The sequence below is a fragment of the Geobacillus thermodenitrificans subsp. thermodenitrificans DSM 465 genome, from assembly GCF_000496575.1.
Classification (GTDB): Bacteria; Bacillota; Bacilli; order Bacillales; family Anoxybacillaceae; genus Geobacillus; species Geobacillus thermodenitrificans.
This window is the reverse complement of record NZ_AYKT01000021.1, coordinates 1-14,937: the sequence shown is the minus strand read 5'-3', so window position 1 is coordinate 14,937 and position 14,937 is coordinate 1. Positions and strand designations below refer to the sequence as shown.

Annotated in this window: 25 protein-coding genes; all 25 read left to right on the top strand. The window is 49.9% G+C overall.

The window, feature by feature from the left end; genetic code table 11:
* Positions 1-24: 24 nt before the first annotated feature.
* On the top strand, positions 25-564 hold the full coding sequence (gene rplE, locus DSM465_RS0115810; RefSeq protein ID WP_008881932.1) for a 50S ribosomal protein L5: 540 nt from the start codon (positions 25-27) through the stop codon (positions 562-564).
* Positions 565-593: 29 nt separating this feature from the next.
* Positions 594-779, top strand: a complete 186-nt coding sequence (locus tag DSM465_RS0115805; RefSeq protein WP_003247599.1) for a type Z 30S ribosomal protein S14 — start codon at positions 594-596, stop codon at positions 777-779.
* Between the two features lie 33 nt (positions 780-812).
* Positions 813-1,211: a 30S ribosomal protein S8 gene (gene rpsH / locus DSM465_RS0115800; protein WP_029761766.1), complete on the top strand. Its 399-nt coding sequence runs from the start codon at positions 813-815 to the stop codon at positions 1,209-1,211.
* Positions 1,212-1,243: 32 nt separating this feature from the next.
* A complete protein-coding gene (gene rplF, locus DSM465_RS0115795) occupies positions 1,244-1,780 on the top strand; it encodes a 50S ribosomal protein L6 (protein ID WP_008881930.1) in 537 nt (178 codons plus the stop codon).
* Between the two features lie 33 nt (positions 1,781-1,813).
* The gene (gene rplR / locus DSM465_RS0115790; RefSeq protein WP_008881929.1) at positions 1,814-2,176 is read left to right on the top strand and encodes a 50S ribosomal protein L18; all 363 of its coding nucleotides are present in this window, start codon (positions 1,814-1,816) and stop codon (positions 2,174-2,176) included.
* Between the two features lie 17 nt (positions 2,177-2,193).
* Complete coding sequence (gene rpsE / locus DSM465_RS0115785; protein WP_008881928.1) at positions 2,194-2,694, top strand: 30S ribosomal protein S5; 501 nt, start codon at positions 2,194-2,196, stop codon at positions 2,692-2,694.
* 13 nt (positions 2,695-2,707) lie between these two features.
* The gene (gene rpmD / locus DSM465_RS0115780; RefSeq protein ID WP_008881927.1) at positions 2,708-2,896 is read left to right on the top strand and encodes a 50S ribosomal protein L30; all 189 of its coding nucleotides are present in this window, start codon (positions 2,708-2,710) and stop codon (positions 2,894-2,896) included.
* A gap of 25 nt (positions 2,897-2,921) precedes the next feature.
* Positions 2,922-3,362: a 50S ribosomal protein L15 gene (rplO, locus tag DSM465_RS0115775; RefSeq protein ID WP_008881926.1), complete on the top strand. Its 441-nt coding sequence runs from the start codon at positions 2,922-2,924 to the stop codon at positions 3,360-3,362.
* On the top strand, positions 3,362-4,654 hold the full coding sequence (gene secY / locus DSM465_RS0115770) for a preprotein translocase subunit SecY (RefSeq protein WP_008881925.1): 1,293 nt from the start codon (positions 3,362-3,364) through the stop codon (positions 4,652-4,654). Before rplO ends, secY begins: the two co-directional genes overlap by 1 nt.
* Before the next feature lie 43 nt (positions 4,655-4,697).
* Positions 4,698-5,351: an adenylate kinase gene (locus tag DSM465_RS0115765; RefSeq protein ID WP_008881924.1), complete on the top strand. Its 654-nt coding sequence runs from the start codon at positions 4,698-4,700 to the stop codon at positions 5,349-5,351.
* Positions 5,348-6,088, top strand: coding sequence for a type I methionyl aminopeptidase (map, locus tag DSM465_RS0115760; RefSeq protein WP_008881923.1), 741 nt, complete (start codon positions 5,348-5,350; stop codon positions 6,086-6,088). Before DSM465_RS0115765 ends, map begins: the two co-directional genes overlap by 4 nt.
* Positions 6,089-6,296: 208 nt before the next feature.
* Complete coding sequence (gene infA, locus DSM465_RS0115755; protein WP_008881922.1) at positions 6,297-6,515, top strand: translation initiation factor IF-1; 219 nt, start codon at positions 6,297-6,299, stop codon at positions 6,513-6,515.
* A 34-nt stretch (positions 6,516-6,549) separates the two neighbouring features.
* Positions 6,550-6,663, top strand: coding sequence for a 50S ribosomal protein L36 (gene rpmJ / locus DSM465_RS0115750; RefSeq protein ID WP_008881921.1), 114 nt, complete (start codon positions 6,550-6,552; stop codon positions 6,661-6,663).
* Positions 6,664-6,683: 20 nt separating this feature from the next.
* Positions 6,684-7,049, top strand: coding sequence for a 30S ribosomal protein S13 (rpsM, locus tag DSM465_RS0115745; protein WP_008881920.1), 366 nt, complete (start codon positions 6,684-6,686; stop codon positions 7,047-7,049).
* A 25-nt stretch (positions 7,050-7,074) separates the two neighbouring features.
* A complete protein-coding gene (gene rpsK / locus DSM465_RS0115740) occupies positions 7,075-7,464 on the top strand; it encodes a 30S ribosomal protein S11 (protein WP_008881919.1) in 390 nt (129 codons plus the stop codon).
* Positions 7,465-7,635: 171 nt separating this feature from the next.
* Positions 7,636-8,580: a DNA-directed RNA polymerase subunit alpha gene (locus tag DSM465_RS0115735; RefSeq protein WP_008881918.1), complete on the top strand. Its 945-nt coding sequence runs from the start codon at positions 7,636-7,638 to the stop codon at positions 8,578-8,580.
* 115 nt (positions 8,581-8,695) lie between these two features.
* A complete protein-coding gene (rplQ, locus tag DSM465_RS0115730; protein ID WP_008881917.1) occupies positions 8,696-9,058 on the top strand; it encodes a 50S ribosomal protein L17 in 363 nt (120 codons plus the stop codon).
* Between the two features lie 121 nt (positions 9,059-9,179).
* Complete coding sequence (locus DSM465_RS0115725; protein ID WP_008881916.1) at positions 9,180-10,019, top strand: energy-coupling factor ABC transporter ATP-binding protein; 840 nt, start codon at positions 9,180-9,182, stop codon at positions 10,017-10,019.
* The gene (locus DSM465_RS0115720; protein WP_008881915.1) at positions 9,995-10,870 is read left to right on the top strand and encodes an energy-coupling factor ABC transporter ATP-binding protein; all 876 of its coding nucleotides are present in this window, start codon (positions 9,995-9,997) and stop codon (positions 10,868-10,870) included. The genes DSM465_RS0115725 and DSM465_RS0115720 overlap by 25 nt, the downstream gene beginning before the upstream one ends.
* The gene (locus tag DSM465_RS0115715) at positions 10,860-11,657 is read left to right on the top strand and encodes an energy-coupling factor transporter transmembrane component T family protein (RefSeq protein ID WP_011886632.1); all 798 of its coding nucleotides are present in this window, start codon (positions 10,860-10,862) and stop codon (positions 11,655-11,657) included. Before DSM465_RS0115720 ends, DSM465_RS0115715 begins: the two co-directional genes overlap by 11 nt.
* Positions 11,658-11,669: 12 nt before the next feature.
* On the top strand, positions 11,670-12,431 hold the full coding sequence (gene truA, locus DSM465_RS0115710; RefSeq protein WP_008881913.1) for a tRNA pseudouridine(38-40) synthase TruA: 762 nt from the start codon (positions 11,670-11,672) through the stop codon (positions 12,429-12,431).
* 323 nt (positions 12,432-12,754) lie between these two features.
* Complete coding sequence (rplM, locus tag DSM465_RS0115705) at positions 12,755-13,192, top strand: 50S ribosomal protein L13 (RefSeq protein WP_008881912.1); 438 nt, start codon at positions 12,755-12,757, stop codon at positions 13,190-13,192.
* A gap of 22 nt (positions 13,193-13,214) precedes the next feature.
* Positions 13,215-13,607: a 30S ribosomal protein S9 gene (gene rpsI / locus DSM465_RS0115700; RefSeq protein ID WP_008881911.1), complete on the top strand. Its 393-nt coding sequence runs from the start codon at positions 13,215-13,217 to the stop codon at positions 13,605-13,607.
* A gap of 122 nt (positions 13,608-13,729) precedes the next feature.
* Entirely contained in the window at positions 13,730-14,170 is a 441-nt protein-coding gene (locus DSM465_RS0115695; protein ID WP_011886633.1) for a YbaK family protein, read from the top strand.
* Between the two features lie 66 nt (positions 14,171-14,236).
* Positions 14,237-14,937, top strand: a 701-nt coding sequence (gene cwlD, locus DSM465_RS0115690) for an N-acetylmuramoyl-L-alanine amidase CwlD (protein WP_029761782.1), incomplete at its 3' end; no start/stop codon positions are given.

Here is a 14,937-nt window from a genome sequence, read left to right as displayed (position 1 = left end):
TGACGCAGGAAGGGAGGTACTTTTATGAACCGCCTAAAAGAGAAATATACCAAAGAAGTCGTGCCTGCTCTCATGAGCAAGTTCAACTATAAATCGATCATGCAAGTTCCGAAAATCGAAAAGATCGTCATTAATATGGGTGTCGGCGATGCGGTGCAAAACCCGAAAGCATTAGACAGCGCTGTAGAAGAGCTGACATTGATCGCTGGCCAACGCCCGGTTGTGACACGCGCGAAAAAATCGATCGCTGGTTTCCGCCTTCGTCAAGGAATGCCGATCGGTGCGAAAGTCACGTTGCGTGGTGAACGGATGTATGAATTCCTTGATAAATTGATTTCGGTCTCGCTTCCGCGCGTACGCGACTTCCGCGGCGTATCGAAAAAAGCGTTCGACGGACGCGGTAACTATACGCTCGGTATTAAAGAACAACTCATTTTCCCAGAGATCGACTACGATAAAGTCAATAAAGTGCGCGGCATGGATATCGTGATCGTCACGACGGCCAACACGGATGAAGAAGCGCGTGAATTGTTAACGTTGCTCGGCATGCCATTCCAAAAATAATGATCCCATAACGCAAGGGAGGCGAAATCGTGGCTAAAAAATCGATGATCGCGAAACAAAAACGGACGCCGAAGTTTAAAGTGAGAGCGTACACCCGCTGCGAGCGCTGCGGCCGCCCGCATTCGGTTTACCGCAAATTTAAACTTTGCCGTATTTGTTTCCGTGAACTCGCATATAAAGGTCAACTTCCAGGCATTAAAAAAGCCAGCTGGTAATAAACCCATTGATTGGGAAGGAGGTAAAACAAAATGGTGATGACAGATCCAATTGCTGATATGCTAACTCGCATCCGCAATGCGAACATGGTACGTCACGAAAAACTCGAAGTCCCGGCTTCGAAAATCAAGCGGGAAATCGCCGAGATTTTGAAGCGTGAAGGGTTTATTCGTGATGTGGAATATATCGAAGACAACAAACAAGGTATTCTCCGCATTTTCTTGAAATACGGTTCGAACAACGAACGCGTCATTACCGGGCTGAAACGCATCAGCAAACCAGGGTTGCGCGTATATGTTAAGGCTCATGAAGTGCCGCGCGTCTTAAACGGCTTAGGGATCGCCATTCTCTCGACGTCGCAAGGCATCTTAACAGACAAAGAAGCACGGCAAAAAGGTACGGGCGGCGAAGTAATCGCCTACGTTTGGTAATTTATTTGTTCAAGAATGGAGGTGTTTTTGACATGTCACGTGTCGGCAAAAAACCAATTGAAATTCCTGCCGGTGTCACTGTCACGGTGAACGGCAATACGGTTACGGTCAAAGGCCCGAAAGGGGAATTAACCCGCACGTTCCACCCGGATATTACGATCAACGTTGAAGACAATGTGATCACCGTTACACGCCCAAGCGATGAGAAGCAACATCGCGCGCTTCACGGTACGACGCGCAGCTTGCTTGCTAACATGGTCGAAGGCGTTTCGAAAGGCTATGAAAAAGCCCTTGAGCTGGTCGGTGTCGGATACCGTGCATCGAAACAAGGGAAAAAGCTCGTATTGAGCGTCGGCTACTCTCATCCGGTAGAAATTGAGCCGGAAGAAGGGCTTGAAATTGAAGTGCCAGCTCAAACGAAAGTCATCGTCAAAGGGGCAGACAAACAGCGCGTGGGCGAACTGGCAGCCAACATTCGCGCCGTACGTCCGCCGGAGCCGTATAAAGGTAAAGGTATTCGCTACGAAGGCGAAGTTGTGCGCTTAAAAGAAGGTAAAACTGGTAAATAACGCGGCATAGCGAAGCGAAAGGAGTGACATTCGATGATCACGAAAGTTGACCGAAACGCGGTCCGTAAAAAAAGACACGCGCGCATCCGTAAAAAAATCTTCGGCACAGCTGAACGTCCGCGGTTGAGCGTGTTCCGTTCGAACAAACATATTTACGCGCAAATTATCGACGATGTGAAATCGGCAACGATTGTCAGCGCCTCAACATTGGATAAAGAGTTCAGCTTAGATTCGACAAACAACATTGATGCGGCGAAAAAAGTCGGCGAACTTGTTGCCAAACGGGCGTTAGAGAAAGGCATTAAACAAGTTGTGTTCGACCGCGGTGGATATTTATATCATGGACGGGTTAAAGCATTAGCGGATGCCGCCCGCGAAGCCGGCTTGGAATTCTAATTAAAGGAGGGACACCGATGCGTCGTATTGATCCAAACAAACTTGAATTGGAAGAGCGTGTAGTCGCGATAAACCGTGTAGCAAAAGTTGTAAAAGGCGGACGTCGCCTGCGCTTTTCAGCTTTAGTCGTTGTCGGCGATAAAAACGGCCATGTTGGATTTGGTACAGGGAAAGCGCAAGAAGTTCCGGAAGCAATCCGCAAAGCCATTGAAGATGCGAAGAAAAATTTAATGGAAGTACCGATTGTTGGTACGACGATTCCGCATGAAGTGATCGGTCATTTTGGTGCCGGAGAAATTATTTTAAAACCGGCTTCCGAAGGTACTGGAGTTATCGCCGGTGGTCCAGCTCGTGCTGTATTAGAGTTGGCAGGCATCAGCGACATTTTGTCGAAATCGATCGGCTCGAACACGCCAATCAACATGGTGCGTGCAACGTTCGACGGATTAAAACAATTAAAACGCGCCGAAGACGTAGCAAAATTGCGCGGCAAAACAGTCGAGGAACTGTTAGGATAAGGAGGGAACGATCATGGCAAAGAAATTGGCGATTACCCTCACGCGCAGCGTGATTGGTCGTCCGGAAGACCAACGCATTACCGTGAAAACACTCGGCTTGCGGAAAATGCACCAAACGGTCGTTCATAATGATAATCCCGCCATCCGTGGGATGATTAACAAAGTCGCTCACCTTGTGACAGTAAAAGAAATTGAAGAATAATGAGATCATAAGGAGGTGCTTCGCCATGAAACTTCATGAATTGCAACCAGCGCCGGGTTCCCGGAAAAAAGCTGTTCGTGTCGGCCGCGGAATCGGTTCGGGCAACGGCAAAACGGCTGGCCGTGGTCACAAAGGTCAAAAAGCTCGCTCCGGCGGAGGGGTTCGCCTTGGATTTGAAGGAGGCCAAACGCCTTTGTTCCGCCGCTTGCCGAAACGCGGGTTCACGAACATCAACCGCAAAGAATATGCGGTAGTCAACTTAGATAGACTGAACATTTTCGAAGATGGCACGGAAGTTACACCGGAATTGTTGCTTGAAAAAGGTGTAATCAGCAAGCTGAAGTCGGGCGTGAAAATTTTAGGCAAAGGTCAAATCGAGAAAAAGTTAACGGTCAAAGCGCATAAGTTCTCGGCATCGGCAAAAGAGGCTATCGAGGCGGCTGGCGGTAAAACTGAGGTGATTTAATGTTTCGGACAATCTCCAACTTTATGCGCGTCAGTGATATTCGAAACAAAATCATTTTCACTCTCCTTATGCTAATCGTGTTCCGCATCGGAACATTCATCCCTGTTCCGAGCGTGAACACCGATGTATTAAAACTGCAAGACCAATTAAATGCATTCGGCGTCCTGAACATTTTTGGCGGCGGGGCGCTGCAAAACTTTTCGATTTTTGCCATGGGGGTTATGCCCTACATTACGGCATCAATTATCGTCCAGCTGTTGCAAATGGACGTCGTTCCAAAATTCGCGGAATGGTCGAAGCAAGGCGAGATGGGCCGACGTAAATTAGCTCAGTTTACCCGCTATTTTACGATCGTGCTTGGATTTATCCAAGCGCTCGGCATGTCGTACGGCTTCAACAATTTGGCCGGCGGGATGCTTATTCAAAATCCGGGCATTGGCACATATTTGCTGATCGCGGTTGTTTTGACCGCTGGCACAGCTTTTTTAATGTGGCTCGGCGAACAGATCACTGCCAAAGGAGTCGGGAACGGAATTTCGATCATTATTTTTGCTGGGATCGTCTCCGGCATTCCGACGATTTTGAACCAAATTTACGCCCAACAATTTGAAAATGTCGGGGAAGACTTGTTTTTACGTATTGTCCGGTTGCTGCTTGTAGCGTTGGCAGTTGTTGCTGTTATTGTTGGCGTTATTTACATTCAGCAGGCGTTCCGGAAAATTCCGATTCAATATGCGAAGCGGCTTGAAGGCCGAAACCCGGTCGGCGGCCATTCGACTCATTTGCCGCTCAAAGTGAATCCAGCCGGGGTCATTCCGGTCATTTTTGCCGTATCCTTTTTGATTGCACCACCGACGATTGCATCGTTTTTTGGCACGAATGATGTAACATTGTGGATTCGCCGAACGTTTGACTATACTCATCCGGTTGGCATGACGATCTATGTCGTGCTTATTATCGCGTTTACGTACTTTTACGCGTTTGTTCAAGTCAACCCGGAACAGATGGCTGATAACTTGAAAAAGCAAGGCGGTTACATCCCAGGTATTCGCCCTGGAAAAAATACACAAGAGTACGTAACGAGAATTTTATACCGATTGACGCTCGTCGGCTCGCTCTTTTTAGCGTTCATTGCCGTGCTGCCGGTGTTCTTTGTAAACTTTGCGAACTTGCCGCCTTCCGCACAGATCGGTGGTACGAGCTTGCTCATCGTTGTCGGCGTGGCCCTTGAGACGATGAAACAGCTTGAGAGCCAGCTGGTAAAACGCCATTACCGAGGATTCATCAAGTAAAGAAGGCAAGAGTCGACATCTCTTGTGCGTGGGGGGAGTTAGGATGAATTTAGTGCTGATGGGGCTGCCAGGTGCCGGCAAAGGCACGCAAGCCGAGAAAATCGTAGAAACGTATGGAATCCCACATATTTCAACCGGGGATATGTTTCGGGCGGCGATGAAAGAAGGCACACCGTTAGGATTGCAGGCAAAAGAATATATCGACCGTGGTGATCTTGTTCCGGATGAGGTGACGATCGGTATCGTCCGTGAACGGTTAAGCAAAGACGACTGCCAAAACGGCTTTTTGCTTGACGGATTCCCACGCACGGTTGCCCAAGCGGAGGCGCTGGAAGCGATGCTGGCTGAAATCGGCCGCAAGCTTGACTATGTCATCCATATCGATGTTCGCCAAGATGTGTTAATGGAGCGCCTCACAGGCAGACGAATTTGTCGCAACTGCGGAGCGACATACCATCTTGTTTTTCACCCACCGGCTCAGCCAGGCGTATGTGATAAATGCGGTGGCGAGCTTTATCAGCGCCCTGACGATAATGAAGCAACAGTGGCGAATCGGCTTGAGGTGAATACGAAACAAATGAAGCCATTGCTCGATTTCTATGAGCAAAAAGGCTATTTGCGCCACATTAACGGCGAACAAGAAATGGAAAAAGTGTTTAGCGACATTCGCGAATTGCTCGGGGGACTTACTCGATGATTATTTATAAAACCGAGCATGAAATTGCCCTTATGCGTGAGGCGGGAAAAATTGTTTCCCTTACCTTAGAAGAGCTGAAAAAGCATATTCGTCCCGGGATAACGACAAAGGAACTGGACGCCATTGCGGAGGAAGTAATTCGTTCCCATGGCGCCATTCCGTCGTTTAAAGGGTATCAAGGGTTTCCAGGAAGCATTTGCGCCTCAGTAAATGAGGAACTCGTGCACGGAATTCCCGGCAATCGCATGCTACGCGAGGGCGACATTATTACGGTCGATGTGGGAGCACAGTATGAAGGCTACCATGCTGACTCAGCTTGGACATATCCAGTTGGGGAGATCGACGCTGAGACGAAGCGGTTGCTTGACGTGACGGAACAATCGTTGTATGTTGGACTCGCAGAGGCGAAGCCAGGTGCCCGCTTGACAAACATTTCTCATGCGATTCAAACATACGTCGAAGCGCACCATTTTTCCGTCGTCCGCGAGTATGTCGGGCACGGAATTGGTCAACACTTACATGAAGACCCACAAGTCCCTCATTATGGTCCACCGAATAGAGGACCAATTTTGCGGCCAGGCATGACGCTGTGCATTGAGCCGATGGTCAATGCTGGAAGTCGTCATGTGAAAACATTGGCTGACGATTGGACTGTTGTCACGGTGGACGGAAAACGGTGTGCTCATTTCGAACATACGATTGTTATTACAGAGCAAGGCTATGAAATCTTAACATGAACGGATGCAGGCAGCGCAGTCTCTAAGCGTCGGGGCAGGTCAGCAAGCTTTTCTTCAGAGTTTGCGGTGGCCTTAGACCACTCAACTGATTCAGCGATCAAGGCGGCCGTTTATCGACCTTCTCGATCATCGTGGACATCGCCCGCCTTATGTCCGTTCGGTTTTGCGTAACACAATGTTACTCATTCGAAGGAGGGAGAGCCGCTCGATGGCAAAAGACGATGTAATTGAAGTGGAAGGCACCGTCATTGAAACATTGCCAAATGCGATGTTTCGTGTAGAATTAGAAAATGGGCACACAGTATTGGCCCATGTGTCCGGCAAAATCCGTATGCACTTCATCCGCATTTTGCCTGGCGATAAAGTGACGGTGGAGTTGTCGCCGTATGATTTAACGCGTGGACGGATTACGTATCGATATAAATAAAGAATGCACTCCGTTTAATAGGGAGGTAAACAACATGAAAGTGAGACCATCTGTCAAACCAATTTGCGAAAAATGCAAAGTCATTCGCAGACATGGCAAAGTAATGGTCATTTGTGAGAATCCGAAGCATAAACAACGTCAAGGGTAATTTCCAAGGAGGTGTACAATATGGCACGTATTGCAGGTGTTGACATTCCGCGCGATAAACGAGTAGTTATTTCGTTAACATACATTTATGGGATCGGCAAACCGACTGCGCAAAAAATCTTAAAAGAAGCAGGCGTATCGGAAGACACACGCGTTCGCGATTTAACGGAAGAGGAGCTTGGCCGCATTCGTGAAATCGTTGGCCGCTTAAAAGTGGAAGGCGACTTGCGCCGTGAAGTATCGTTAAACATTAAACGGTTAATGGAAATCGGCTGCTATCGTGGTCTTCGTCATCGCCGTGGGTTGCCGGTTCGTGGTCAAAACACGAAAAACAATGCTCGCACGCGTAAAGGCCCGCGCCGTACGGTAGCGAACAAGAAGAAATAATCATGCAAAGGAGGTCATTTGACGAATGGCACGTAGAACAAATACTCGTAAACGCCGCGTAAGAAAAAATATTGATACGGGCATCGCTCATATTCGTTCGACTTTCAACAACACGATCGTAACGATTACGGACGTTCATGGCAACGCCATTGCTTGGTCAAGCGCTGGCGCATTAGGGTTCAAAGGTTCGCGCAAATCGACGCCGTTTGCAGCACAAATGGCTGCAGAGGCAGCAGCAAAAGCATCGATGGAACATGGCATGAAAACGGTCGAAGTGAACGTGAAAGGTCCTGGGGCTGGCCGTGAAGCAGCGATCCGTGCGTTGCAAGCAGCCGGATTAGAAATTACGGCGATCAAAGACGTCACTCCGATCCCGCACAATGGATGCCGTCCGCCAAAACGTCGCCGCGTGTAACGCCCCTGTATAGAATTTGAACCATTGTCAATAATGGGATATGATAAAGACCATGACAGGGGAGCCGGCTTCGTCCGCTGGCAAGCGTAGATATAGATTTATGGGGGAATGTTATTAGGCGTGTACCGTTTGGTCGGGGTCTCGACGTTTTGAAGGAGGGTATAATAATCGATGATTGAAATTGAAAAGCCGAAAATTGAAACGGTCGAACTGAGCGAAGATGCCAAATACGGCAAATTCGTGGTCGAACCGCTCGAGCGCGGATATGGAACAACCTTAGGGAACTCCTTGCGTCGTATCCTATTGTCTTCACTCCCTGGTGCGGCTGTGACATCGGTGCAAATCGACGGTGTACTGCACGAGTTTTCAACGATTGAAGGCGTCGTCGAGGATGTAACAGCCATCATTCTGAATGTCAAAAAGTTAGCGTTGAAAATTTACTCGGACGAAGAGAAAACGTTGGAAATCGATGTGCAGGGTGAAGGAGTTGTCACGGCTGCCGATATTACTCACGACAGCGATGTAGAAATTTTAAACCCGGACCTTCATATTGCTACGCTGGCGGAAGGTGGTCGCTTGCGCATGCGCATGACCGCCAGACGGGGGCGTGGGTATGTACCGGCTGAGGCGAACAAGCGTGAAGATCAGCCAATCGGCGTGATTCCGATCGACTCCATTTATACGCCTGTCTCCCGAGTTTCCTATCAAGTTGAGAACACGCGGGTCGGTCAGGTGACAGACTATGACAAATTGACGATTGACGTGTGGACCGATGGAAGCATCGGGCCGAAAGAGGCCATTTCCCTTGGGGCGAAAATTTTAACTGAGCACTTGAACATTTTTGTCGGCCTGACGGATGAAGCACAAAATGCTGAGATCATGGTAGAAAAAGAGGACGACCAAAAAGAAAAAGTGCTCGAAATGACGATCGAGGAACTCGATCTTTCTGTCCGTTCCTACAACTGCTTAAAACGTGCCGGCATCAACACCGTTCAAGAGCTGACGCAAAAAACGGAAGAAGATATGATGAAAGTGCGCAACCTCGGCCGCAAATCGCTTGAAGAAGTGAAGGCGAAGCTGGCCGAGCTGGGGCTTAGCCTGCGTAAAGACGATTAAGCGCCAGTCTCCGCCGACAAGGCGGAAGCGCGCTTTAGCCATAGATTTCGCGTTCGGCGTCAACCGATCATGACGGCAATGAGGAACACATTATTTTAAGAGGGAGGGACATTCGATGTCGTACAGAAAATTAGGACGCACTACTTCTCAACGAAAAGCATTGCTTCGCGATTTAGCGACGGACTTAATCATCAACGAACGCATCGAAACGACTGAGGCACGGGCAAAAGAATTGCGCTCGGTTATTGAAAAAATGATCACGCTCGGCAAACGCGGCGATTTGCATGCTCGCCGTCAAGCAGCGGCATTTATTCGCAATGAAGTCGCCAACAGCGAAACTGGCCAAGATGCACTGCAAAAGCTGTTCAGTGACATTGCGCCGCGCTACCAAGATCGCCAAGGCGGCTATACGCGCATTATGAAACTTGGTCCTCGCCGCGGTGACGGGGCGCCGATGGTCATTATCGAACTCGTGTAACGGTTGTTTTATTTCAACAAGGGCGAGACAGTTTCTTTTGAACTGGATCTATGCCCTTTTTTTGTTTACCATCATTTAGCAAGGTATGGTTGAGAATGTGACGAGGCAAGGAGAAACCATTATGGCCGAACCGATCCTTTCGATCGAAGGAGTGTATTTCCGTTATCCGAACCAATCGGAGTATGCGGTACAAAACGTTAGCTTCCAAGCCGAGCGCGGAGAGTGGCTGGCGATTGTCGGTCATAACGGATCCGGTAAGTCGACCATTGCCCGGCTGCTCATCGGCCTGCTTCGGCCGGAGCGGGGCGTCATTCGCCTATTCGGACGCCCGCTCGATGAAACAACCGTTTGGGATGTACGCCGCCGTGTCGGCATGGTGTTCCAAAATCCAGATAACCAGTTTGTCGGGACGACCGTTGAAGACGATATCGCCTTTGCTCTTGAAAACAACGGCATTCCGCGTGATGAAATGGTCGAGCGTATCCATGAAGCTGTCCGCCAAGTGCATATGGAATCGTTTCTCGAACACGAGCCACACCGGCTTTCCGGTGGGCAGAAGCAACGTGTTGCCATCGCTGGCATTTTAGCGCTTCGTCCCGACATGATCATTTTGGACGAAGCAACATCGATGCTCGATCCGCGTGGGAGGGAAGAAGTGCTCGACACGGTGCGCCGCCTGAATCGCCAGCGACGCATCACAGTCGTATCGATCACGCATGATCTGGAAGAAGCGGCGAGAGCAGATCGCATTGTCGTCATGAACAAAGGAGAAGTCATGGCAGAAGGAACGCCGGAACATGTTTTCCGGCTAGGAGGCAAGCTTGAGCGCATCGGGCTTGATCTGCCGTTTGCCGTGAAAATGGGCAGTCGCTTGCGGGAGAAAGGCATTCCGCTTCGGGTGGGATACTTCACGACGGAGGAGTTGGTCGAGGAGCTATGGACATTGTATTCGAAAAAGTAGAGCATGTGTACAATGCCCGTTCGCCGTTCGCCCGCCGGGCGCTATATGATGTGAACGTGACCATTGCGGACGGAACGTATGTCGCCATTGTTGGCCATACGGGTTCGGGCAAATCGACGCTCCTTCAGCATTTAAACGGCTTATTGCAACCGACAAGCGGCACGGTGAAAATCGGCGAAGAGACGATTACCGGCAGCAAGCGACCAAAGCAGCTCAAACCGTTGCGCAAAAAAGTCGGGATTGTGTTTCAGTTTCCAGAACATCAATTGTTCGAAGAAACGGTTGAGAAAGATATTTGTTTTGGCCCACTCAATTTCGGTGTACCCGAGGAAGAAGCGAAACGAAAGGCAAAAGAGCTCGTCAAGCTTGTCGGGCTCAACGAAGACGTGCTGGCCAAATCGCCGTTCGACTTAAGCGGCGGGCAAATGCGGCGCGTCGCCATTGCCGGCGTACTCGCGCTTGAGCCGGAAATGATCGTGCTTGATGAACCGACTGCTGGACTTGATCCCCGTGGGCGTAAGGAAATTATGGAGATGTTTTATCGTCTTCATCACGAAAAACAGCTAACGACGGTCCTTGTCACCCACAGTATGGAAGATGCCGCCCAATACGCCGACGAAATCATTGTGATGCACGAAGGAACAGTATGGGGCCAAGGGACGCCAGAGGAGATTTTTCGTGATCCCGAGCGGCTTGCCGCCATTGGCTTAAGCGTGCCGGAAACGGTCAAGTTGAAGCAGGAGCTAGAAAGACGGTTTGGCGTCACCATTCCGTCGCCATGCTTAACGATTGAACAGACGGCTGACGCCATCAAGCAATTGTTTTCTAAGGTGAGCGTCCATGACCAATAATTTGATTATCGGGCAATATGTGCCCGGCCATTCGCTGATCCACCGTTTAGACCCACGCGCGAAGCTGTTGATCGTGTTTGCCTATGTCCTTATCGTCTTTTTGGCGAACAATGTGGTGACCTATACGGTGTTGTCGTTATTTACGTTCGTTTTTGCGGCCCTGTCGCGCATCCCGCTTTCGTTCATTATGCGCGGCTTAAAGCCGATTTTATGGGTTGTTTTGTTTACGATGTTATTGCATTTATTCATGACGAAAGAAGGGGACGTTGTCTACCGGCTCGGCACCTTTTCGATTTATGAAGGCGGCATTCGACAAGGAATCTTTATTTCGTTGCGGTTTTTGCTGCTTGTGCTCATGACGACGATGCTGACGCTGACGACAACGCCCATTGAAGTGACCGATGGCGTGGAAAGTTTACTCGGGCCGCTCAAAAAAATGCGCGTGCCCGTCCATGAGCTCGCCTTAATGATGGCGATTTCATTGCGATTTATTCCGACACTAATGGAAGAGACAGAAAAAATTATGAAGGCGCAAGCAGCACGTGGTGTCGATTTTTCCGGCGGTCGTTTTTCCGAGCGGGTGAAAGCGATCGTCTCGCTGCTCGTCCCATTGTTTATCAGTTCGTTTAAGCGGGCTGATGAGCTGGCAACAGCGATGGAAGCGCGCGGCTACCGGGGCGGGGAAGGACGGACGAAATTTCGTCAACTCGTCTGGAAGCCGTTGGACACGTCTTTTTTAGTCGCCACCGCGCTGCTGGCTGCATTGCTTTTTCTATTACGTTCATAGCGGAGGACTGCCATGACACGACGAATCAAATGCGTGGTAGCGTATGATGGCACGTATTTTTCCGGCTATCAAGTTCAGCCGGGAAAACGTACGGTGCAAGGCGAGTTCGAGGGAGTGCTCAAGCGGATGCATAAAGGGGATGACGTGCGAATCACGGCTTCCGGGAGGACGGACGCCGGCGTTCACGCCTACGGGCAAGTCATTCACTTTGATACGCCGCTTGCTCTTTCCCCTGAGCAGTGGAAAAAGGCGTTAAACGCCCAGCTTCCAGACGATATCGCTGTCCGCTCGGTAGACGAGGCAGACAGCACGTTTCACGCCCGTTTTTCCGCCAAAGCGAAAGAGTACCGCTATAACGTATGGACGGCGGCCGAGCGCGACGTGTTCCGTCGCCATTATTGCGCATGGCATCCGTACCCGCTCCGTGTAGACGCCATGAGCGAGGCACTCGGCTTGCTTAAGGGGACACACGATTTTACGAGCTTTTGTTCGGCCAAAACGGTGATTGAAGACCGTGTGCGCACCATTTATCAGGCCGAAATGGAAGTGGATGGCCCAATGCTTCAGTTTCGGTTTGTTGGAAGCGGCTTTTTATACAACATGGTGCGCATCATCGTTGGTACAGTGCTTGAGGTCGGCCAAGGGAAACGGCCTCCTGACGATATTGAGGCGCTGCTTGCGGCGAAAGACCGTCGGCTTGCCGGTCCCACCGCGCCGGCTGAAGGGCTGTATTTATGGCGCGTGTATTATGATGGTGAAAGTTTCGGTCATTAGCTGAGGGCTGCTCTTCTCTTCATATAAACTGGCCAAAAGCCCTTTAAGCATCGCAATACGAGTGTTACCTGTCGTTTCCAATTAGGAAGGAAGACAAACGTCTGTTTGAGACGGCCGGGAAAGTTGTATGGTGCGCAAGGCTCCCAAAGGAGAAACGGAAGGTTCATGACAACGAATCCTCGTGTAACATTTTCTTGACATTGGCGCACCGGCAAGCTATCATATCATATGGCATGTATTTTCCACGATTAGCCCCGGACAGCAATCGTGTTGAAATAAACCATCAACTTACTTGTTCATTTTTCTTTTAGGAGGGAACTATATTGCGTACGACTTACATGGCGAAACCGAATGAAGTAGAGCGTAAATGGTACGTTGTCGACGCAGCTGGCAAAACGTTAGGTCGTTTAGCTAGCGAAGTAGCAGCGCTGTTGCGCGGCAAACATAAACCGACGTTCACTCCGCACGTCGACTGCGGGGATCATGTGATCGTCATCAATGCAGACAAAGTCGAACTGACAGGGAAAAAGTTAACGAAAAAACTGTATTATCGCCACAGCTTACACCCGGGCGGTTTGAAAGTAAGAACAGCGCTTGAAATGCGCACAAACTATCCGGAACAAATGATTGAACGGGCAGTACGCGGCATGCTTCCAAAAGGCAGCCTCGGCCGTCAAATGTTCAAAAAGCTGCACGTTTACCGTGGAAGCGAGCATCCGCATCAAGCGCAAAAACCGGAAGTATACGAACTTCGCGGATAATTGACAAGGGAGGGTATTTATTTTGGCACAAGTACAATATTACGGTACAGGTCGTCGCAAAAGCTCAGTTGCCCGCGTCCGCCTCGTCCCGGGCGATGGACGCATCATCGTCAATAAACATGACATTCGTGAATACATTCCGTCGGAAGCGCTCATCGAAATGGTAAAACAACCGCTCGTCCTGACGGAAACGCTCGGCAGCTATGACGTTTTAGTGAACGTCCATGGTGGCGGATTTGCTGGCCAAGCTGGCGCTATTCGTCACGGCATTGCTCGTGCGTTGCTTGAAGTAGATCCGGAATTCCGCGCGGTATTGAAGCGCGCTGGCTTGCTGACACGCGATGCCCGCGTGAAAGAACGGAAAAAATATGGGCTCAAAGGCGCCCGCCGCGCTCCGCAGTTCTCGAAACGTTAATCATATCCGTCTATTCCAACCCAGCCAATTTGGCTGGGTTTTTTGCTTATTTCTGCCTTTGGTCCGCACGTATGTTTACGTCCGATCGTTAAACACTACATCGTAAAGGAGCGTGAACAACGATGGCAGTCATCACTTCATTGACGGAAAAAAGGCAGGAAAAGCAGCTTCGCTATGAGCGAAAAATGTTGCGGGAATTGTCGCTCGAGAAACTGCGGGCCAAAGTGCTTGAACATTTTGTCCCTTTCTACCAAACGTATCGGATTTTCCCATCCGTTGTCGAGGAAGGCTGCATTGACTTGGCCATTGAAGCATATTTGCTTGGCGCTCATTACAGCCGGTTTGGCTATTATGGGGAACCAACCGACAGTGTGCGCCAGCGCTGTGTCCGAGAGGAGAAATATTTGGTTGACACGCTGTTTGATTTTCTTTGCTTTTGGGGCAATGTTGAGGATGATATCCGAGGTGAGTCACTTTACTATGCATGCGAGCAATATATCAGTAACTGGTGGACAGAAGGATTTGAACGGGGGAAAAAGCGGTACCGGCTAAAACTTCACTAAATGAGTTCTATTCCCGCGCCTTGTCCCATATAAGATAGAGAAGGGAAATGCGCGGGAGGAGAAACGATGAAAAAAAAGTGGAAGTGGCTGGTCGCTGTTGCTGCGATCACCATCCTCGGTGTTTTGTTATTTCCATCCTTATTTTCTGATCTTACATCGACCAAGCCTTGGAATCTTCCGTTATCAGGGAGAATTATCGTATTAGACCCCGGCCACGGTGGACCAGACGGCGGTGCTGTTGGCGGCGAGGTGGTAGAAAAGGAAATCGCGCTGAACGTGGCGAAAAAACTGCGCGATTACTTGCAGCAGCAAGGCGCGCTCGTGCTTATGACACGAGAGACGGATCGCGACTTGGCCAGCCCGTCAACGCGCGGCTACAGCCGGCGGAAAACGGAAGACTTGCGTGAACGAACGACATTCATTAACAAGTCCGATGCGGATCTATTCATCAGCATTCATTTAAACGCCATTCCATCGCCGCGATGGCGGGGGGCACAGACGTTTTACTACGGTTCGCTCATCGAAAACGAGCGGCTGGCGAAATTTATCCAGGCTGAGCTACGGCGCAACTTGGAAAACACTCATCGGGTGGCGAAAATGATTGACACGGTTTATTTGTTGAAACACGCGAAAAAGCCAGGTGCGCTTGTTGAGATCGGGTTTTTATCGAATCCGGACGAGCGGGAATTGCTCGCCTCTGATCATTACCAGACGCAACTCGCCGCTTCCATTTACAAAGGGGTATTGCGCTACTTTTCCAATGAACC